Source organism: Undibacterium sp. Ji49W, from assembly GCF_049340205.1.
GTDB lineage: Bacteria > Pseudomonadota > Gammaproteobacteria > Burkholderiales > Burkholderiaceae_D > Undibacterium.
This window is the reverse complement of the sequence record NZ_JBMPOW010000006.1, coordinates 230,434-251,141: the sequence shown is the minus strand read 5'-3', so window position 1 is coordinate 251,141 and position 20,708 is coordinate 230,434. Positions and strand designations below refer to the sequence as shown.

General features: G+C 50.6%; 16 protein-coding genes. 11 read left to right on the top strand and 5 right to left on the bottom strand.

Going from position 1 to position 20,708, the window contains the following annotated elements:
* Positions 1-64 precede the first annotated feature (64 nt).
* Both ACO0LK_RS09775 and ACO0LK_RS09770 read right to left on the bottom strand, forming a co-directional pair.
* Entirely contained in the window at positions 65-2,227 is a 2,163-nt protein-coding gene (locus ACO0LK_RS09775) for a S46 family peptidase (protein ID WP_422974497.1), read from the bottom strand.
* 234 nt (positions 2,228-2,461) lie between these two features.
* On the bottom strand, positions 2,462-2,617 hold the full coding sequence (locus ACO0LK_RS09770) for a hypothetical protein (RefSeq protein WP_422974495.1): 156 nt from the start codon (positions 2,615-2,617) through the stop codon (positions 2,462-2,464).
* On the opposite strand from ACO0LK_RS09770, the gene ACO0LK_RS09765 reads away from it, so the two are divergent.
* The 11 genes from ACO0LK_RS09765 (at position 2,616) to ACO0LK_RS09715 (ending at position 17,488) form a co-directional block, all read left to right on the top strand.
* On the top strand, positions 2,616-4,727 hold the full coding sequence (locus ACO0LK_RS09765) for a TonB-dependent siderophore receptor (RefSeq protein WP_422974493.1): 2,112 nt from the start codon (positions 2,616-2,618) through the stop codon (positions 4,725-4,727). The genes ACO0LK_RS09770 and ACO0LK_RS09765 overlap by 2 nt on opposite strands.
* 569 nt (positions 4,728-5,296) lie before the next feature.
* Complete coding sequence (locus ACO0LK_RS09760) at positions 5,297-7,105, top strand: hypothetical protein (protein WP_422974491.1); 1,809 nt, start codon at positions 5,297-5,299, stop codon at positions 7,103-7,105.
* 108 nt (positions 7,106-7,213) lie between these two features.
* Positions 7,214-9,742, top strand: coding sequence for a carbamoyltransferase HypF (gene hypF, locus ACO0LK_RS09755; RefSeq protein WP_422974489.1), 2,529 nt, complete (start codon positions 7,214-7,216; stop codon positions 9,740-9,742).
* Positions 9,743-9,752: 10 nt separating this feature from the next.
* The gene (locus tag ACO0LK_RS09750) at positions 9,753-10,031 is read left to right on the top strand and encodes a HypC/HybG/HupF family hydrogenase formation chaperone (RefSeq protein WP_186946432.1); all 279 of its coding nucleotides are present in this window, start codon (positions 9,753-9,755) and stop codon (positions 10,029-10,031) included.
* Positions 10,032-10,061: 30 nt separating this feature from the next.
* Positions 10,062-10,784 (top strand): D-sedoheptulose-7-phosphate isomerase, encoded by a 723-nt coding sequence (locus tag ACO0LK_RS09745; RefSeq protein WP_422974487.1) that lies wholly within the window; start codon positions 10,062-10,064, stop codon positions 10,782-10,784.
* Positions 10,771-11,925 (top strand): hydrogenase formation protein HypD, encoded by a 1,155-nt coding sequence (gene hypD / locus ACO0LK_RS09740; protein ID WP_422974485.1) that lies wholly within the window; start codon positions 10,771-10,773, stop codon positions 11,923-11,925. The genes ACO0LK_RS09745 and hypD overlap by 14 nt, the downstream gene beginning before the upstream one ends.
* Positions 11,922-13,037 (top strand): hydrogenase expression/formation protein HypE, encoded by a 1,116-nt coding sequence (hypE, locus tag ACO0LK_RS09735; RefSeq protein ID WP_422974483.1) that lies wholly within the window; start codon positions 11,922-11,924, stop codon positions 13,035-13,037. Before hypD ends, hypE begins: the two co-directional genes overlap by 4 nt.
* Positions 13,038-13,195: 158 nt before the next feature.
* Positions 13,196-13,807, top strand: a complete 612-nt coding sequence (locus ACO0LK_RS09730) for a hypothetical protein (RefSeq protein ID WP_422974481.1) — start codon at positions 13,196-13,198, stop codon at positions 13,805-13,807.
* Complete coding sequence (locus tag ACO0LK_RS09725; RefSeq protein WP_422974479.1) at positions 13,807-14,724, top strand: phosphoribosyltransferase family protein; 918 nt, start codon at positions 13,807-13,809, stop codon at positions 14,722-14,724. Before ACO0LK_RS09730 ends, ACO0LK_RS09725 begins: the two co-directional genes overlap by 1 nt.
* Before the next feature lie 61 nt (positions 14,725-14,785).
* A complete protein-coding gene (locus ACO0LK_RS09720) occupies positions 14,786-15,595 on the top strand; it encodes a M15 family metallopeptidase (RefSeq protein WP_422974477.1) in 810 nt (269 codons plus the stop codon).
* Positions 15,596-15,646: 51 nt separating this feature from the next.
* On the top strand, positions 15,647-17,488 hold the full coding sequence (locus tag ACO0LK_RS09715) for a nickel-dependent hydrogenase large subunit (RefSeq protein WP_422974475.1): 1,842 nt from the start codon (positions 15,647-15,649) through the stop codon (positions 17,486-17,488).
* A 48-nt stretch (positions 17,489-17,536) separates the two neighbouring features.
* On the opposite strand, the gene ACO0LK_RS09710 is transcribed toward ACO0LK_RS09715, so the two are convergent.
* The 3 genes from ACO0LK_RS09710 to ACO0LK_RS09700 are packed head-to-tail and all read right to left on the bottom strand — an operon-like array spanning position 17,537 to position 20,706.
* Positions 17,537-18,955: a glycoside hydrolase family 88/105 protein gene (locus ACO0LK_RS09710; RefSeq protein ID WP_422974473.1), complete on the bottom strand. Its 1,419-nt coding sequence runs from the start codon at positions 18,953-18,955 to the stop codon at positions 17,537-17,539.
* Between the two features lie 42 nt (positions 18,956-18,997).
* Positions 18,998-19,756, bottom strand: a complete 759-nt coding sequence (locus ACO0LK_RS09705) for a DUF6250 domain-containing protein (RefSeq protein WP_422974471.1) — start codon at positions 19,754-19,756, stop codon at positions 18,998-19,000.
* Between the two features lie 20 nt (positions 19,757-19,776).
* Complete coding sequence (locus tag ACO0LK_RS09700) at positions 19,777-20,706, bottom strand: rhamnogalacturonan acetylesterase (RefSeq protein ID WP_422974470.1); 930 nt, start codon at positions 20,704-20,706, stop codon at positions 19,777-19,779.
* Positions 20,707-20,708 lie beyond the last annotated feature (2 nt).

Sequence of the window (20,708 nt, the reverse complement as noted above, 5' to 3'; positions counted from 1 at the left end):
CATGAAAAACCCCTGCAAGATACGAATCTTGCAGGGGTTTTCAGGTTACAGCAGTCTTACTATATTACTCTGCGCCCATTTCCTTCAACAGGCGGTCAGCCTTGTCCACATGTTTCATCTGCCACAGCATGTAGCGCAGATCGACCTGTATGGAACGGGAATTGGCCTTGTTGTAATCCCAATCGGAAATGATGGAATCCAGGGTGCCGTCAAATGCCAGACCGATGAATTCGCCTTTGGCATTCAATGCAGCAGAACCTGAATTGCCACCAGTGATATCCAGCGTAGCCAGATAGTTCACAGGGACTGTTTTCAGTTGCGGGTCAACATACTTGCCAAAGTCTTTAGCTTTAATAGCGGCCAATTGTGCGGCTGGGGCATTGAATTCGCCTGTGCCGGTTGCTTTTGGCGGGATGCCATTGACGGTAGTAAAGGCGCTCCATGCCAGACCATCGGCGGTACCATGGTCACGGCCCATTACTTTGCCGAAGGTGACGCGCAAGGTGCTATTGGCATCAGGGTAGACTGCCTGCCCTTTGCTCTTCATGTAAGCGATTTTTGCTTTCATGTAGTTGCCATAGGCTTGCTGGATTTTACCCATCAACTCTTCTTCTTCAGCCTCACGTTTCAAGCCACCTTCATACATGGCAACGGCTGCCTTGACGAAGCTGTCGTTGCTGGCCTTGAAGTCTTCCGGCTTGGCGGTCAGCCAAGCACTGCGTGCTGCCTTGTCACCCAGCTTGCTGCCTGCATACATAGTATCAAGCAGGGATTTAAGATCAGCTTCTGACATGCCGTCCTTGATGCCTACTACAGCATCAAAATTGGCACTACGCTCTGCCTTGGGTTGTGCTGCATATTTGCTCAGGTTATACAGGACCAAAGCCTTGTCGACTTTTTCATCGTAGTTGCGTTCGACTGCATCGACGGTGGCCTTGAAGCGAGGCAGGTCACGTACCTGGAAGCCGGATTTGCGTTCTGCATCCGCCTTGGTTGATTCATTGGACAGGCGGTACAAGGTACGTGCGGTGCCCAGGAAGCGTGGATAAGAGCTGGCCAGATAAAAGTCACGCTTGGCCAGGGCATCGCGTTCGGCAATCAGTTTTTCAACCTGATCAATGTCGCTGGCAAATTCTTTGGCGCGTGCAGGATTGCTGTTGATCCATGCTTTCAGCTCTTCATGCTCTTTGGTCTTGCGTGCCAGGATGTCGCTGCCCGCATAGCTGTCGAGCATGCCCTGACGATTTTTGTAGTAGTTGTTGATGCCCGCAACCTGACCGGCGTATTTGAGTTTTGCATCTGGATTGCTACTGGTTTCCTTGGCAATGATGGCCAGCGTGTCGCCAGAGCTCTTCACAAATGTTGGGTAGTTCCAGTCAAAAGTGTAGGCCACTTCTGAAGGCAGGCGATGGCGGTTGGTGCGGCCTGGGTAACCCAGTACCATGATGAAGTCGCCTTCTTTGAGATTGTCTTTGGCCAGTTTCAGGAAATGCTTGGGTACATATGGCACATTATCCTTGCTGTAATCAGCAGACTTGCCATCCTTGCTGACATAGGCGCGGTAGAAACCGTAATCGCCGGTATGACGTGGCCACATCCAGTTGTCGGTATCGCCGCCAAATTTGCCCACACCTTCTGGTGGAGCATGGACCAGGCGTACGTCTTTGATTTCCAGTTGTTTGATGAGGTAATACTCAAGGCCGCCGTAGTAAGGATAGACGTTGCAGCGATGGCCAGCATCTTTTTCGCATTCTGCGATGATGGTTTTGGAATTTTTTTCAATGGCATCAACACGGGCCTTGCCATTTAACTTGGCAGTTGCCTTGTCAATAATTTTGGCGCTGACATTGCTGACGTCTTTGGTGACCAGGATGCGCGAGCCAGGTGAGGCCGGCAATTCTTCGTCCAGGCTGTTTGCGAGGAAGCCGTTGGCCAGCAAGTTGCGCTCTGGCTTGGAGTTATGTGCCACGCTGTTATAGACACAGTGATGGTTGGTTGCAACCAGGCCCTGTGGCGATACAAAGGATGCGGAACAACCGCCCAGACTGACGATGGCACCCATAGGGAATTCCGTCAATTTGGTGAGTGTTGCCGGGTCCAGTTTCAAGCCGTCTGCCTTCAGTTGCTTGGCGACTTGCGGCAGTTGTTGCGGCATCCACATGCCTTCATCTGCGCTGGCAATCTGGCATAGGCTCATGACCGCCAGAGTAGTAAGTGTTTTTTTCATCATATTATTATAGAAAAATGTGAAAATTAAAGGTAATTCCCCCTCGAAACCCTGGATCATTAATCCAGGGTGCGATTTGCTTAGTCTGGAAATTATAGGGAAAGTTCATTATTTCGGTACTCGTACGAGTACACGTATCCATGACTCGTTTGTGCACGGGCATCATGTAATTAAACCTTCCAGTTCTTGATATTTATTGATAATGATTCTCATTCAATATAAAATATCGACTTTTCAATCTTTGAGCAATTGAGCAAGCACGACATCCATTTGTTTTAATCCATCTCTTCCCTGATGTTTGATTTCCTGACGATTTTTTGTGCTGTATTTTGTTTTGCATAGAGCCAAGTCGCCCGTCATTATTTCCCCTATTGAAAGTTTTTGCATCATGCCCAAGCGTCATCCGAATACCTTGCTTCCTGTCGTAGCCTTGCTATCTATCGCCTATGCCCCACACGCGGCCTTTGCGCAGGAAGCAGATGACAGCATCATGCAGGCAGTGAAAATCACCAGCACCAGGGCGGATGGTTTTCTCCCCAAAAGCACAGCCGCAGGCAGTTTTCGCGGGTCAAATATCATGGATGTACCATCAACAGTGAACGTGATTACGCGTGAATTGCTGGAACTGCAGGCTGCCGCCGGCTTATATGATGCCCTGCGCAATACGGCAGGTGTCACCAGACAGCAAAATGGTGGTGACACCTGGGACCAACTGGTGATTCGTGGTATCGCAGTTGAGAACCGTACTAATTACCGTCTCAATGGCTCGCTTCCCATCATGAATTTTTCCCAGATATCGATGGAAAACAAGGAACGGGTAGAAGTCCTGAAAGGTGCATCGGCACTGTACTACGGCTTTACTTCCCCAGCCGGAGTGGTGAACTTTGTGACCAAACGTGCCGGCAGCACGCCAGTCACCAGCATTGGATTGATGGCAGATCAAAATGGCAGCGCAATTGCCAATGTTGATCTTGGCCGTCGTTTTGGCGCAGAACAGGAATATGGCATTCGCGTCAATGCCGCAGGAGGTACGCTGGGACCTTACCTTGAAAAGGCAAATAACGGCAATCGCAGTTTTGCCTCTGCTGCACTGGACTGGCGCGTCAATAAGCAGCTATTACTGAAAGCTGATTTTGAATACGACAAACGCAAACTCATTGAGCAGGCGGGCGTCGCCTTGCCGACAGTTGTCAACGGCGTCATTCCGCTGCCGATAGCGGTTGACCCTACGCGTCTGATCGGTCCTGAATGGGCCAGGTTTGAAACCAGGACCACCAATGCGCAGTTGCGTGCCGACTACGCCATCACTGATGACTGGGCTTTCACTTTGGAAACGGGCGCATCAGAAACCGCACGTGACCGCAGCCTGCCAATTTTTCGTTTCAATAATACTGCTGCCGTCAGCACCGGCGCTGGCCGCATTACCGGCAACCTGCAGCATCAGGTGACTGCATCGAAATTGATACGCGCAGAACTCGCAGGGAGCCTGGCGACAGGCATGCTGAAACATGAACTGACTTTTGGGGTAACACGTACCACCAAAACCCAGGACCCTATTTATCAGAGCAACTATACGATCGCGGCACAAAACCTGTATGACCCGACACCCATTACAAGCGTGTCTTTTGGTGCCATACCTACCAGCCCGACAACTGTTGCCCTGGATACGCGCGACAGCGGCGTATATCTGCTGGACCGGATAGAAATCACGCCACAATGGCAAAGTGTGGTGGGCATACGCCGGGCCAATTACCAAAGCAATCAGGGCACCAGCCACTATGATGTGAGCAAAACCACACCCATGGCATCGGTCATTTACAAGCTGTCCCCTGCCCTGTCTTTTTATGCCTCGGCAGCGCAAGGTCTGGAAGAAGGCGAGCCGGGACCAACCGGCACGGCGAACCAGAATGTACGCCTGGCACCCGGCGTCAGCAAACAAAAAGAAATTGGCCTGCGCTGGCTGACTGCTGGCAATACCCTGGTTTCTGCTGCCATGTTTGATATCACCCGCCCTGGCTACTACACCAATACCAGTAATGTTTTTGTCGCTGATGGTGAACAGCGTTATCGCGGCATTGAGTTATCAACACAAGGAAAACTGAGCCGTCAACTGTCATGGCAAACCTCTTTGCAACTCCTGAACCCGGAGTTTCAAAAAATCAGCGTTACTTACAATGGCAAGGCGCCAGAAAATGCAGCCAAACAGACTGCCAGTACTTTCCTGTCGTATGAATTTGAATCACTGTCTGGACTGTCTGTAAATGCTGGTGCCTACTATAACGGTAGTCGCCCTGTGAATGATTTGAATCAGGCTTATCTCGGCGGCGTGACACTGTTCAGTGTAGGCAGCCGGTATGTCACGCAAACCATGGGCAAGCGGACTACATGGCAGATCAACGTTGAAAACGCAGCGGACAAACGTTACTGGGCTGGTGCCGGTACGCGTCTGGCATCTGGCATGCCCAGGCTAATTAAACTGTCTGTGAAAGTGGATATCTGATTCAGCTTTTGTTGAGTCCACTCCTTATCGATATAGTTATTCCAGAAAAGCATTAAACTCGGCAGCGGCAACAGGACAACTCTGTTGCCGCTGAACCGTCTGAAAGCCTTGCCAGACATATTGTTAATGCCCGGCAATTCCCCTCATGTCCGCCTCCCCTCCATTGCTGCACCCCACTCATGGTGGGCTTTTTGTGCGCATGTCCCTTGTATATTTGCCTGTTGGTAAATCAAAGTAGCAAAAAAGCAAATAATTAAACATTAATTAAGCAATTATTCAAAATGCATGCTAAATTACTATTCAATCGTTAATTGCATTTTTTGCATTTCACTTAAACATTTCATTTAGACATTCCAGCGTTTTCTAAAACAGTGCGTAGTTGTTGCCACCGATTTTCTGTTGGTAGCCGGTTATTGGCTGTCTTCTTAATCGCTGCTTAATATCGCCATCCATTTCGCCTGGCAATGCCAGGCTGATTAGCAGTGTGTCTTGGGTCTGTACTTCGTAGTCTGATGAAACACAAGCGAGAGAAAATTACACCTTTCGTCTTCAAAACAGGGAGAAATACAATGAGCGGATTAGTGGCAGCAAGCCGGCGCAATCGCGTCATATCAACATGTCTGGGATGCGCGCTGGTGGCAGTGACGCAATTACTAAGTGGCCTTGCGCAGGCACAGGTGACCGTGCCGCAGGATGCAAAACCTTTGTGTGCCGTATCACCACAAACGTTTGCCAGCTGGTTTGGCGGAACGGTTACGCTGAACGGTGCGGTAAATCCGGCCAACAGCGTGACCTTTCCAAATACCGGCGACTGCAGCTTTTATCAATGGTCAGAACAGATGTTTTTGTGGCTGACCTCACCTGCCCCCAGTACTTACGGTAGTGGCAAGAGCCTGGTATTCAATTCGCCGATTTTCTACAACGTATCCGGCGCAAATAAGCAGGGGAAACGAACATATACACAAAATCAACCTGACCTTCCCCTGCCCTTGCTGAATATCCGCAGCGCACAGGCAGGGCCAAATGGCCTGCAACTTCTCACCAGCAAAGATGGCCACATGTTTGAGGTTTTACCTGCCCCACAAACGGAGAAAGGCCAATCTCTGATACGCAATAGCGCTGGCAAACTGGTCGAAATTAACCGCGTAGAAGCGCAAGACGGCAAGAAGCCAACATTCTTTGATGCGAATGACAAAAAAATTACCTTGCCAGGCAAATTGACCATGGACACGACGCTCGCCGCCCTCGTCGCGCCCAGGCTATTGACTGCGGACAGCACCGCCACAAAAAATATGGTGCAAGGCTTCCAGGTGAATGGAAAAACAGTCTTCATTGACAGTCTCGGCAATACCATAGAGCCTACGCAAGGTCAGGCCGGTAGTTTGTCGGGCGTTTTGGTCGGTCAAAATCAGTCATTGGTGTATTACGCCACCATGGTCAACGATGTTTTCGCCTATTTCCAGACAGGCGTCGCCAATGGCGTCATTCCCAACCCCAACAACGTATTCCCGACTACCCAGGCGCAACTGGATCCAGTGATTGCCTATGCTGCGTCAAAAGGAACCAAATTCCCGGCACCTGAAGCACTCGCGATGGAAGTAAAAACATCATGGATAGATGTCGTCGGGCTGGATGCATTGGGCCTGAAAGCCAGTAACTATGTCACTGTCACCAGTACCGTACCTTTATATAACAAGAGCAATACTCAGCTTTGGATCCCTACCGGACAAACCAAATCCGTCGTACTGGCCCTGGTCGGCATGCACGTCGTGGGAAGTGCCAAAGGCCATCCAGAAATGATATGGGCAACTTTTGAACATGTCAGCAATACACCCAATGCTGCCTATAGCTACACAAACACCAGTGGTACAACGGTGAATGTGGCACAAAATACTACCGGTACCTGGCTGTTTTCATCACTGAAGTCAGCAACACCCAATGTACAACTTGCCAATTTCACGTCCTCACCAAATATTACCGCAAACACCAGCGCGGCTATCGGCCCCAGCGATACCCTGCGCTGGAAAGCCTGGGGTACAGGCTCGGACGCCACCAATGTGTTGCTGGAAAATACCGAGGTCATTTCATCCAACAGCAGTGTACTCAGCCAGTTGATCAAAGGCGATTTGCGTGCCAACTACATGATGACAGGCGCAACCTGGACCATCGGTGGGCAAACGGTCACTCCCACCAATCAGGTAGGTACCAATCTGCTCAACAATACGACACTGGAAACTTACGATCAGGGTACGAGCAGCAAGATCAATGGATCAAACTGCTTTAGCTGCCATTCAAATAAATCACAACCGGCGGGGCAACCAGCGAATACAGTAGTCAGCCATATCTACAACACGCTCATCCCGTTGTATCCGAAGTAAGCAGCTTTAAATACGGGGCCAGGATGGCCCCGTATTTGTTTGTCGCAGGCATTGTCAGAGTATTGGGGCTCGGGTATGTCATCTGTTGTGGAAAATCAGGAGATACGCGTGAAAGGCACCGTGCAAGGTGTGGGCTTTCGTCCGGCAGTTTACCGTCTTGCGCTGGAATGCCAATTGCATGGTGAAGTATCGAATGATACCGATGGCGTACTGATACGCCTGTCAGGCATGCAAAACGATATCAGTGAATTTTTGCAGCGACTGGAAGCCGAAGCACCACCGCTGGCAAAAATTGATTCCATCTCCAGCGAGACCGTCAGTGAAGCCTGGGAATATGAGGATTTTCGCATTACGCAATCCACCCACACGCAAGGTCGTACCGAAGTAGTCGCTGATGCAGCCACCTGCAAGTCTTGCCTGGCTGAGACCATGAACCCAGCGGAACGCCGTTATCGCTATCCATTTACCAATTGCACGCATTGCGGGCCGCGTCTGTCCATCATTGAGGGTATTCCTTATGATCGTGAACAGACGACCATGAAGGCATTTACCATGTGCCCGGCCTGTCAAAAGGAATATGATGATCCGCTGGATCGTCGCTTTCATGCCCAACCCATAGCCTGCCATGCATGTGGCCCTCAGTTGTTTTTGCATGAAGCGGGGCAATTGCTGGTCCACTGTAGCAGCACTGATATCAGCGGATATCATGACAGAAGTGCACAGCAACTACAGCATATTGATCAGGCCCTGAAAGATGGGAAAATAGTTGCCATCAAAGGCTTGGGTGGCTTTCATTTGTGTTGTGATGCAACCAGTCACGATGCCGTCCAGGCTTTACGCCAGCGCAAGCAACGCTATGCCAAACCTTTTGCTGTAATGGCGCATGAACTTGCCTGCATACAGCAATACTCTGCCGTTGATCAACTGGAAGCAGATTTGCTGCAAAGCGTTGCTGCGCCCATCGTCCTACTGGAAGCCAGACAGATCACTGATGCCGTTGTACCAGCTTTATCGGCAGACATTGCTCCAGGCAGTCACCTGCTCGGCTTCATGTTGCCGTACACGCCGTTGCACCATATGGTCTGTCAACAATTTGGACGGCCACTGGTAATGACCAGCGGCAATGTATCAGGTGAACCCCAAATCATTGACAATGAACAAGCGCTTGAAAAACTGGCGGGCATTGCCGACTTGATTGTTTGCCATAACCGGGATATTGCCAATCGCATTGACGATACTGTCGTGCGCTGCGTCGCAGGTAAGGCCCGCATCCTGCGACGTGCGCGTGGTTATGCGCCACGCTCAATACCATTGCCAGCAGGCTTTGAAAAAGTGGATGGCATACTCGCTTATGGCGCAGAGCTCAAATCCACGTTTTGTCTGGTCAAACAAGGCACAGCCATCTTGTCACAACATCAGGGGGATCTGGAAGACATCAGCACGCTGGATGATTATGAACATAATCTGGCGCTCTACCAGCGACTGTTTGACATGATACCTACCCAAGTGGCGCAGGACATGCATCCCGAATACGTCTGCAACAAACTCGCGCACGATGTGCCAGACTTGCTGCCGTCTGTTGTAAGCACGGTGCAGCATCATCATGCACATATCGCCAGCGCCATGGCAGAGAATCAGATTGCACTCGCGCATCCACCGGTTTTGGGTATTGCTCTTGATGGCCTGGGCCTGGGTGACGATGGGCAATTCTGGGGTGGTGAATTTTTGCTGACCAACTACCGCAACTTCCAGCGACTGGCGCGCTTCAAACCAGTCGCCATGCCAGGTGCAGCACAGGCTATCAGACAACCGTGGCGTAACACCTATGCACATATTCTGAATAGCATGCAATGGGATACCTTTATCCGGCAATTTTCTGACACTGATCTGGCTAAATTTTTTAGCCAGCAACCCATCACCATGCTGGAAAACATGCTGGCAAGTGGCATGAATTGCCCACTTGCCAGTTCAACAGGCCGCCTGTTTGATGCGGTAGCCGCGGCGGTCGGCCTGCATACGCAACAAGTCCAGTTTGAGGGCCAGGCCGCGATGGAACTGGAAATGCTGGTCGATAAAAACCTGCTGACTGACTGTTTGGCGGGCAAGGCCGCGTACCCAGCCTATGACTTTTACATAGAAAAACCCGCTAATTCACCAGCTTCAACTGAAGCCACGCAAAAGCTCCTTGAACTGAATGCCGCCAGCATGTGGCCACAGTTGCTGGGTGACTTGCAGCAAGGCCTGTCGGCTTCGATTATCGCGACCCGTTTTCATGCTGGCGTGATCAAAGGTATTACGGCAATGGTCTGCGCTTTACGTGAGCAACATGTTTTTAAGGATGTTGTGTTATCCGGCGGCTGCATGCAAAACGCGATTCTTTTAGCAGGGTTGGAAATGTCTTTACGTGAACAGCAATTCAACTGCCTGAGCCATACACTGGTGCCTTCCAATGACGGTGGAATAGCACTTGGCCAGGCAGCGATTGCGGCGGCCAGATCCCTCGAATTAGTGAAGGTATCAACAGCACCAGCAGAAGCGGTACAAACCGTATCAACATTACAAACAGCAGCAAGATTTATGGCAGAAGATTATTCGTCCAGGCAGAAAAACTTTACCCAACACGCTATCTCACCATGAAGGAAACATTATGTGTTTAGGAATTCCAGGAAAAATTGTCAGCATCAGCGATGTCGGGCAACTGCTTGGCATCGTGGATGTCGGTGGCATACAACGCGCCGTCGACCTTAGTTGTGTTGCCCAGGATGGGAAAAATCTGCACGAACTGGTCAATCGCTGGGTGCTGGTACACGTGGGCTTTGCCATGAGCGTGATCGATGAAGAAGAAGCCCGGGCAACGCTGGCCATACTCAATGAACTGGGGCAAATGCAGGAAGAACTGGTCGCCATGCAAGAAGGTGACTCCTGAAGCAAGCAAGAATTTATCAATGAGAGCGTCATGACCAATACTGAAAATGCCAGCCACCTGCAAGCACTGTATCCGTTTCTCACTAAAAAGAAATCCGATACTGTCAGCATGAACCAGGCGCTACTGGATTCCGTAGAACAAAAAATGGCTCAACACCAGAGTGTGATCAGTCATTTCTTTGCCAACCATCAACAGGCAGTCGTCGATTGTGCAAATGCAATTGCCAGCGTCTATAAAAAGCAGGGTCAACTGTTCACCATGGGTAATGGGGGATCCAGTTCGGATGCCTCGCATATTGCGGTGGAATTTTTACATCCTGTCACCACCGGACGCCCCGCATTGCCTGCCTATGACCTGAGCTGTGACAAAACAGTGATGACAGCCATTGCCAATGATGTCGGGTACCAGCATGTCTATGCACGACAAGTCGCCAATCTGATGAAGAGAAATGATGCGCTGATAGGCATTTCCACCAGCGGCAATTCAGACAATCTGCTCAGGGCCTTTGTGCAGGCAAAGAAAATCGGTGCAGTCACGATAGGTCTGGCAGGCGGTACCGGCGGTGAAATGGCAGCGATGGGGCTGGACCATTGCCTGGTCGTCGCGTCCGACAGCATACACCGCACCCAGGAATGCCATGTGGCCATCTATCACGTCCTGTGGGATCTGGTACATACCCTGCTGGCGGATGAGCGCGGCTATTTGAGCAATAAAACCAACCAGAATACAGAGGCCGAACATGAAATACGTTGATGAATTTCGCGACCCGGAAAAAGCCAAATCCCTGATACGGGAAATTACCCGGATCTCTGACGAGCTGTCAGAAGGTTTGAAACGCCCGGTATACATCATGGAAGTCTGCGGGGGTCATACGCATTCCATTTTCCGCTATGGCATAGAAAACATGTTGCCAGCCAGCCTGGAACTGATACATGGGCCCGGTTGCCCGGTATGTGTATTGCCCATGGGACGTGTGGATGACTGTGTGGCCATTGCCGAACAAAAAGACACCATCATGACCACCTTCGGTGATGCCATGCGGGTGCCTGGTTCAAAGCGCAGCCTGCTGCAGGCCAAGGCCCTGGGTGCAGATGTGCGCATGGTGTATTCACCACTGGATGCACTCAGCATAGCGAAAAAACATCCTGACAAGGAAGTGGTTTTCTTTGGCCTGGGCTTTGAAACCACGATGCCCAGCACCGCCCTGACGGTGTTAAAGGCCGAGGCCGAAGGCATACGTAATTTTTCTTTATTCTGCAACCATATTACGATTATCCCCACCATCAAGGCCGTGCTTGATTCGCCAGACCTGCAACTTGATGGTTTTCTTGGCCCAGGCCATGTCAGCATGGTGATAGGCAATCAACCGTATGGTTTCATCGCTGAACACTATCAGCGTCCTGTGGTGGTATCGGGTTTTGAACCACTGGATATTCTGCAATCCCTGTGGATGGTGTTAAAGCAATTGCATGTGGGTGAAGCGCGGATTGAAAATCAGTATAACCGCGTGGTACCAGAACATGGCAACCGCATGGCGCTGGAAGCTATCAGCAAGGTGTTTGAATTGCGACCATTCTTTGAATGGCGTGGCCTGGGCTCGATCGACAATTCAGGTGTGCAACTGAACCAGCAATATGCGGCCTTCGATGCCGAGAAAAAATTCTCACTGCCTTCGGTTACCATCGCCGACCCCAAGTCCTGTCAGTGCGGTGAAGTGTTGAAAGGCGCTATCAAGCCCTGGCAATGCAAGGTCTACGGCAAAGCCTGTACCCCGGAAACACCTTTGGGTGCACTGATGGTGTCGAGTGAAGGTGCCTGCGCTGCCTATTATCAATATGGTGGCGCCCCCAAAGACAGTATCAAAATACATCAGCTTGAGGAAACCAGTCTATGAACATGATAGAAAAAAATCTCGCCCCGCCTGACAATACAGCAGCGGTCGCAAACGTGACAGATATCCGTACCCGGCGCGGCAAACTGGTCAGTTCTGTCATTACCCTGGCACATGGCGGTGGCGGCAAGGCCATGCGCGACCTGATTGACGATGTGTTTATCGATGCCTTCAGCAACCCTGCCCTGAACACACTGGAAGACCAGGCCCGTTTCCAGCTCAGTGATCTGGCGAAACTGGGTGACCGGCTGGCAATGACGACGGATTCCTATGTCATTGACCCCATCTTCTTTCCCGGCGGCGACATCGGCAAGCTGGCCATTTGCGGTACGGTCAATGACCTGGCCGTAGGCGGTGCCACACCACTATACCTTACCTGCGCCATGATCATAGAAGAAGGCATGCAGGTTGATACCTTGCGTCAGATCGTCAAATCCATGGCTGACACGGCAAGGGAAGCCGGCGTGACTATCGTCACCGGTGATACCAAGGTAGTGGGACGCGGCAGTTGCGACAAGATTTTCATCAATACCGCAGGCATAGGGGTGATTCACCAGAACTATAAACTGGGTGCCCATCAGGCGCAGGCCGGTGACCATATCCTGGTCAATGGTTTTTTGGGTGATCACGGCGCAGCGATTTTGAATGCACGTGGTGACATGCATTTGACCAGTCCCATAGAAAGCGATTGTGCCCCCCTGCATGATTTGATACAGACCTTGCTGAAAGCCGCACCACATACCCGCTTCATCCGCGACGCGACACGTGGTGGGATTGCATCTGTACTCAATGAAATTGCCGACGCGTCGAAATGCGCCATAGAAATTCACGAAACCAAGACGCCGCTAAGGCAAGAGGTAAAAGGTTTTTGCGAAATCCTTGGCCTTGACCCCTTATACCTGGCGAATGAAGGAAAACTGGTTGCGGTCGTTCCTGCGGAAGAAACCGAAGCTGCCCTGATAGCCATGCGCGGGCATGCCTTGGGCAAGGATGCAGCAGACATAGGCACCGTTTTACACGAAGGACGGCCTGGACGTGTGCACATGCAGACCCTGTTTGGCGGCAAACGTATTGTTGACATGCTGGTTGGGGAACAGTTGCCGCGCATCTGCTGATGCGCCATAAATATAGGACTTACGCAAAATCGCCCCAGCTGCGTTGCAGCTCCTCTCCTAGGAGCCGCGTACTATTCGTACTGTCTTCGTCGCTGCGCCTTGCTGGGACAATTTTGCGTAAGTCCTAAATCATTAATTATAGTAAAAAAGGAAATGCCATGACCAGTTTTTCATCCAAAGAGTATATTCCGGCGCAAGGCCTGCTGATACGTATCGTTGACCAGGGCAAGGTGGTGACACTTGATTATCAGGAGGCCACAGCTCAGCATCAACGTTCACTATGGTGGGGAACCGCTGTCGGTTACCGCGCCATGCAGATGGCCGCGCTGGCCTTGTCGCGCGACCAGTTATGGCATAGAGATAATCTGGTTGTTGTAAGTGCACATCCTGGGCCCGGTGTGCTTGATTCGCTGAACTATGTAACCCACTGCGCCGACAAAGGCAACCTGACCGTGATGGAAAACGATAACTGTGTCAGTCGTTGCAATAGTCAGATGAAATTCGAATGGTGGGTCAGCGATGGCAAACAGACTGCCCACGTCATGCTGAACGAAGATTTCGTACCAGATGAATTCTATCAATTGATAGACCGCCGCGTTTATAGCGAAACCAAGGCTGACGATGATAAATTGTTTGAACTCTATAAGGTCAATCTGTCATCACGTATCTGGGTAGCACCACTGGAAGAAAACTTCACTGTAGAGTTATTGCCGCCCTTGCGCAAAGGTGAAGTGCCTTCAAACCATGTCTGGAACAAAGTGCTGGCCTGATGCTGAACCTGAAACCGAATCTGAATGATGATCCGCATCAGACCAACAGCAGGATAGTGTGTCTGGAGGAAATTACCTCCCTGCCCTTGCGCTTCGATGCGGAATTATATCGCCATTACCCCGGAATGAAACTGGGGCAATGGCAGCAGATCGATTTTTTCAGCAAAAAACTGAGTTATCTGGTAACACACATTTTACGGCAGGACGCTGATAAAGACACAGGCAATCCCGCCGGTGATTGGGTAATTACTGCACCTGCTTTTTATCACCTTCCTTCTGCTGCGAATTTGCTGGCAAGACGCGTTCACGCCTTATTGCAGTTGCAGGGGTTCAGCCTCAGCTTGCTGGAACCACGTTTAAACCAGCAACAAGTCGCAGTGAGCAGCCAGTATGATTTTAATCTGACCAATAATTACAGTAAAAGCCAACTGGCACAGCGTGTACGGCAAAGGCAAAAAGTGCAGGATTTGGTGGAAAACGATGATCAACTGAAGCAGTTTAGTCAGCGTAAGGTCATTACCATCAACGATATTTATGTGACCGGTACCCAGCAATATTTCATGCAAAAAGCACTGGATACGGTCGCAGTAAAAGACTGTCACTGGCTGTACATCTTCAAACTGGAGAATGGACTTGCCCGGCGACACCCCGAAATAGAATTCGACATCAACAACCACGGCGTCAATGATATAAAAAGCTTTGCAGCCATTCTCAACGATGAGCAGACGACGCATACGACACGCTGCCTGTCCAGATTATTTGCTGAGAGTATGGATAATTTTTATCAATTGATTTCCCTGCTTGAACCAGAGGCAAAGGCAAGAATTTTCTCACAAGCCCAGGCGGAGGTGCGTTACCTGAATTCTATTTTCGAAGAGCAAATGCAGTTACTGGCCGGTGACTATCAGCACCATTGAAGACCACGCTGGTCATATATATCTAAAAAACTTGCCCGGTTTAAAATATAAGGATCAAGACATGTATGACATTCAATACCAGATTCCGCTGGCAGATCTGAGCAAGATAAGAATGCCGCATTACCAGATTCCGCTCGACACCAGTTCTCCTTTGTTCACGGAAGAACTGGTCAATGTGCGTGATTATGGTTTGGCCTTTTCGTCATGGCATGCGATGGATAACGGCCAGAATTCACCGTATTGCAAGCGTATCAAAGGAAGCCGCAAGGATGGCTGGCTAAGAAAGACGTTCGCAGAAAAACTGGCGCGTGCGAATGCGGTACTGTCATCCTTTGGCGTTGAGCTTTTCATACTGGACGCCTATCGCTCCATAGAATGCCAGCGCGGCTTGTGGGCGTATTACTGGGATCGCGCACGTGCGGCCAGACCAGATGCCAGTGAAGAAGAGCTGCGCCAGCAAACACTTGGCTACCTGCGTGACCCACGAAATTTTGATCCCGGGGATGCGCGCAGCTTTCCCATACACAGCACAGGTTCGTCGATAGACGTGGTATTGCGTGATCGAAAATCAGGCAAATGGCTGAACATGGGCTCGGATTTTGAAGAATACAGCGATGTCAGCGCCACAGATTATTTTGAACGCAAGTTACTGACAGGCGCCATTGATGACAGAGATGAACGCCTGTGGAACCGCCGGCTCCTGCATTGGGCCCTGTTTGCCGAGGATATGACCAATGATCCCATCTTTTACTGGCATCACGACTGGGGCAATCAGATCTGGATCAAGGTGAAAAACGCTGTGTATGGCAGTGCACCCGATATGGCGTGGTATGGCTACAAGGGACCACCTGAATGGGAACCAGAAGCCTGATGGACAACAAGTGAAGGCAAGGCATTCAACAGCAAGCGATAAGGAAACGGCATGGATCTGGATTCAGAACAACAGACACAGCGCACAGATACATTCAGCGTAACAGCAGAAAATGGGATAGATGCTGACCTGATGCGGCTGATCAGGCAAAAGAACAAGGCCAGCATGACAGCCAAAGTCGATCCACTGAGCCGGCTGGAAGGCGCACTTGCCGTGCATTGCCGGGTTGATCTTGAAAGCCGCACCGTCCTTAATAGCGCATCCATGGCGACTCTGTTCAAAGGATATGAATCATTGCTGCCCGGTCGTGCGTTGAAACAGGTAGGCATGGTGAGCGCAACTGCATCCGGTATTTGCGGCGGCGTGCATGCGACCGCTTCTGCATTGTGCCTGGAAATGGCGCTGGGTCTGAAGCCTCCTCCATTGGGCATAGTATTACGTAATCTGCTGCTCAGTTGCCAATACCTGAATGACAATTGCATGCATCTGTTTGTATTGGCTGGTCCTGATTATTCACAGCAAGTGATAGAACAAAGCAATCCAGAGATATGGGTAAAAGCCTGCCAGAGTCATTGCCGGCATCAGCAGCTTCACGGCTATCAGCATGTCAGCGACATTTTGCACGACCTGAACAAGGGCGGTGCGCTATACCGCGAAGCCCTGCATATGGTTGCGCTGGCGCGCCAGGCATATACTGTGCTGGGTGGCAAATATCCGCATTCAGAATCCATCATTCCCGGTGGCGTGAGCGTTCATGTGGATGCCGGAAAAATGGCCGATTTCAGCCGTATCCTGCAACCCTTTGCATCGTACAGTCGCAAGACAGCAGCGGTGTGGGATGAGGTATTTGATTTCATGCTGGATGCCAATCCGCTGTATGAAGACATGGGACGCTCGGTGGCGTCCATGCTGGATTTTGGTCAATGGGACCACCCCAATCACTATGATGGCAGCTACGCACATTGCGATGCCTGGGGAGAAAAACGCTGGTCCACGCCAGGAGTGATGATACGCGGCGAATTGCTGTGCACTCGCCTGAGCCTCTTGAATGCGGGTATGGAAGAGTTTCTCGATTATTCGTTCCAGCAACGCAGTCCGGATGAACAAGATCTCATCAAAGCTGATCCGCTGGGCAACCCTGTCTCGGCGTATCATCCATGGAACAAGCGTACCCAAAACCCCAAGAGTCTGAATCCCCAGGCCTATAGCTGGGGTTCCAGTTTAAGCTGGCGCGGACATAATTTTGAAGTGGGTGCCTATGCCCGGTTATACCTGACGGCAGCAGCCCGCAAAATTCCCGACAATCCATTTGTTGCTGCCACTGGCCACAGCCTGGAATTTTGCCTGCCTGTCAGTGGTGGCACAGGCTTGCCTATGCAATGGCGTATACCGCCGGTCTGGAATGCTTTTGAGCGCAATCGTGCGCGTGCCTATTCACTGGCATTCAATTTTTCAGTTACCCAGGAAAACATTGCCATTGCCGGGCAATTGATACGCAAGGGTGAAACCCTGACCTATGTAGCGCTCGACAATAATAAGCCGGGTGTACAACTGGGTGTCGGCTTATGGGGGGCCAGTCGCGGCTTCCTGGCGCACTGGGCTGTGATCAGGGAACATGTCATCGACAATTATCAGATCGCCATACCTTCACGTATCAATGTCGGTACCTGCACGCCGGGACATGTGCCTGGTCCACTGGAAATGGCTTTGCAGAATACGCCAATTATAGAAACTGGTTTTAGTAATGCCAGTGATTTCAGCGGCATAGACATACAGCGTACGATACAAAGTTTTGACCCCTGCATGAGCTGCACTGCACATGTACTGATAGACAAAACCGAAGAAGTGCTGGTCAGGGAAATTGATACACACTTCCCTGCTGTCTCTGTTTGATCAGCGAGGCATTTCTTCGGGTCTGAAATGCCTCGCCCGATCACTTCATTATGGCTTGCTTACTTTGAGCTGCAATGAACTGTCATTGATTTCAAAGGTATTGGCCTTCATCAAGTTGATGACTTCTGCACCGGCCAGCAATACCGGGCCGTAGCTATGCGCGGCAAACACATTCACCGGGCGATAATAATAAAATGCCGGATCAAAGCCCATACCAGTACCGACACAAGTACCTTCCACCTGGCCTTTTTGCGTCACTTTGCTGGCTACCGCATTCCATGCCAGCATGACTACTGGTGCGTAAGCACGTTTATCGATAAAGCCGCGATTGATGGCGTGTGCCATGGCATAGGTGTAGATGGCAGTGGCAGACGTTTCCAGGTAACTGTCATTACGGTCCAGCAGTTGGTGCCAGAAGCCTGTGCCGTGTTGATAGGACGCCAAACCTTTGACATGGGCCTGCAATTGCGCCAATACGTCGGCATAGCCAGGATGGTCTGGTGGCAGTACATCCAGCAATTCAACCATGGTCATAACGGCCCAGCCATTAGCCCTGGCCCAGTGGAATTGCGGATGCACACCCATATCCTGCACCCAGCCATGCATGTACACGCCTTTTTCCTTGTTGAACATGCGTTCAGAAAACAGTTTGACCTGTTTTACGGCATCGTCATAATATTTTGTGTCGCCTGTCAATTTACCCATTTGCGCCAGGGCTGGCACGCTCATGAACAGATCATCGAGCCACAAGGTATTCGGTTGCGGACGGTTACGGGCCAACGTGCCATCCGGCAGACGGAACTCTTTGTTGCTGACGTAGCTGCTGCAAATATCAATCAGGCTGGACAGTTTATTGGACACACCTTCCCTGGTGGCTTTGATCATGGCGGCACACATGGCCCCCGCATCATCCAGTGCATGGGGTTGCAACAACGAACGGATAGGTGAAGGGCTCTTAGGATTAGCCTTCAGACGGGCAATGTAATGCGGTGCCAGGTCAGCCAGCAAACCAAGGCGTTCACTGGCGTAATTGCTGAAACGTTTATCACCTGTGGCACTGCCGGCCAGCAGCATGCCTGCGTAGGTGACGCCCCATTCGTAGCTGGTCAGGCGATAATCGCCCGGGGCCAGTATCGTATCGTCATTGATCTGCGAAAAATCAGTAATCTGCTTTTTTGTTTTGCCGTCAATAATTTTAGCGGGCGTAACATTGTCCAGATAGGTATGCACACGGTACAGCACTTTCTTGACATCTTCTGCTGTTGGTTGCCCATACGGTGTGGGGTAATCTGGTTGCATTAAATGCAGTGGTGCTGTCACGTCATTGGCTGGTTTGCCTGTATTGTTTGTTTTGCCTGCGGCTACTGCCGTGCTCAACCCCATACTTAATGGCAGCATGCAGCTGATGCCTGCGATGGCTAATAATTTCAATGTTGAACGCAGGCCTGACTGTTTTTTTTGTCTCATCTTTATCATCTTTTTTGCTCTATCAATAAATCTTGCGGATATTCATTCCAACTGGTAAATCTTGAAATCACGTACTTGTTGCCGGGATTGGGTGGTCCGGAATCCAAAGTAGCCATCCCGCAAGGCATCTTTGTCCTTGTATGAAAAGAACACTTTGCCATCGACCAGAACGCGTGTGCAGCCTTGGTACACCGTAGTTTCTATGACGTAGTCGCGGTTCGCCTGTAATAAGGTGTCGCGTTCATTCAACTCGGTCAGCAAGCTACGTTCACCATTGCCCTGGTATTTGCGAAACCTGGTCGTGGTATTGGTGTTGCCGCCGATGCCCGCGTAATACAGTCGTAAATCATCATATTGCTCAAAAACGCCCTTACGGGTAAAGATGTTTTGATCACGCGGGTCGGTCGCCATCCAGAATTGATTCAGGTCAGACAGTCGGTCATTGCGCCCCTGTTCCATGACGACCCTGCGGGTATACCTGATCAAGATATCGCCAGATAATTTTTGTTTGAACCACACCGTTGCACCTTTCGCTGCATCAATCAAAAGCTGGTGATTGGCGACACTGATGTCGGAATTCTTTGTGTCGGCAGACTCTACCTGCCACTGCCGCAGATCTGTATCAAAATCATCCTGGTAAATCAGTTTGCCAGGCTTGCCCCATAGACTACAAGTGGCTTCGCTGGATTGTGCTACCGCAGGCAAGGCAGACGCCATTGCAACAACTACCGTAACAACGACCAAAATAACGACCGCCGTAATCTTGCAAGCCGGGCGCGAGACTGTTTGCAAATGAGGCATGAATATGATTTCCTGAATTACTATTTTTGTGAAACCGCAGTCGATTTGATGTCGACCGATTTATCATTCAAATAGTTCTTCAACTGTGCATATTGTAGAGTCTTAATACCAGCCACGACCACACGTGCATTGAATTCTGCACCGGCCAGATTGGTGTGGGTATGTTCATCCGGTGTCACTACGGGGAACAGTTTCATCACCTCATCCTTACCCATGATGTCATAGGCAGCGGCGATGTTTTCATTTAGATCGATGAAATCCGCTTTTTCCTGTTTCGCCACCTGTTCAGCCCAACCACCATAGCTGGCTTTGCTACGATTGATTTTTCCATTTGCATCCCAGTTCTTGCGAGGTATGGGAGAACATACGATGGCCTGCACGCCTTTGGCTCTGGCCTCGGCAATAAATTTGCGTAAATACCAGCCGTAGCTGTGTACTGTTTCTGGTAATTTTGTCAGCAGATTATCGATTTCTTCAGCCTCTTCGCCGATGCCTTTGATGGTCCCTCTTGCACGGCTGGTATCGTTCAAGGGGCCATTATCATTGTGGCCAAATTGCATGATGACAAAATCACCCGGCTTCATCAATGCCAGGCTTCTTTGCCAGTGCCCGCCAGTAAGATAAGTGCGACTGCTGAGACCGCCGATGGCGCGGTTAACGACATTGATTTTATCCGTCTGAAAATAAGCCTTGATGGGATTACCCCAGCCCCACTGGCCTTCTGCGCCCTTGTTCTGACCATCATCCCGGCCATTGCGCACAGTTGAATCGCCGATAAAAAAAACAGAAGGCAATTGCGGATTCGCCGGTTCCGGCAATACGATACGTGCTGCTGCATTGGGGTCGGTATTCACCGCTGGTGGCGGCGTCGTTTGCGCCAGGGCAGAACAAGTCCAGCCCAGCACACTTACACAGATCAGGCGGCGTACCGCAGACATACTGGTATTCATAA

Coding starts and splice junctions, on each gene's coding strand:
- ACO0LK_RS09775 (WP_422974497.1), bottom strand. CDS start 2,227: ATGAAAAAAACACTTACTACTCTGGCGGTCATGAGCCTATGCCAGATT.
- ACO0LK_RS09765 (WP_422974493.1), top strand. CDS start 2,616: ATGCCCAAGCGTCATCCGAATACCTTGCTTCCTGTCGTAGCCTTGCTA.
- ACO0LK_RS09770 (WP_422974495.1), bottom strand. CDS start 2,617: ATGATGCAAAAACTTTCAATAGGGGAAATAATGACGGGCGACTTGGCT.
- ACO0LK_RS09760 (WP_422974491.1), top strand. CDS start 5,297: ATGAGCGGATTAGTGGCAGCAAGCCGGCGCAATCGCGTCATATCAACA.
- ACO0LK_RS09750 (WP_186946432.1), top strand. CDS start 9,753: ATGTGTTTAGGAATTCCAGGAAAAATTGTCAGCATCAGCGATGTCGGG.
- ACO0LK_RS09745 (WP_422974487.1), top strand. CDS start 10,062: ATGACCAATACTGAAAATGCCAGCCACCTGCAAGCACTGTATCCGTTT.
- hypD (WP_422974485.1), top strand. CDS start 10,771: ATGAAATACGTTGATGAATTTCGCGACCCGGAAAAAGCCAAATCCCTG.
- hypE (WP_422974483.1), top strand. CDS start 11,922: ATGAACATGATAGAAAAAAATCTCGCCCCGCCTGACAATACAGCAGCG.
- ACO0LK_RS09730 (WP_422974481.1), top strand. CDS start 13,196: ATGACCAGTTTTTCATCCAAAGAGTATATTCCGGCGCAAGGCCTGCTG.
- ACO0LK_RS09725 (WP_422974479.1), top strand. CDS start 13,807: ATGCTGAACCTGAAACCGAATCTGAATGATGATCCGCATCAGACCAAC.
- ACO0LK_RS09720 (WP_422974477.1), top strand. CDS start 14,786: ATGTATGACATTCAATACCAGATTCCGCTGGCAGATCTGAGCAAGATA.
- ACO0LK_RS09715 (WP_422974475.1), top strand. CDS start 15,647: ATGGATCTGGATTCAGAACAACAGACACAGCGCACAGATACATTCAGC.
- ACO0LK_RS09710 (WP_422974473.1), bottom strand. CDS start 18,955: ATGAGACAAAAAAAACAGTCAGGCCTGCGTTCAACATTGAAATTATTA.
- ACO0LK_RS09705 (WP_422974471.1), bottom strand. CDS start 19,756: ATGCCTCATTTGCAAACAGTCTCGCGCCCGGCTTGCAAGATTACGGCG.
- ACO0LK_RS09700 (WP_422974470.1), bottom strand. CDS start 20,706: ATGAATACCAGTATGTCTGCGGTACGCCGCCTGATCTGTGTAAGTGTG.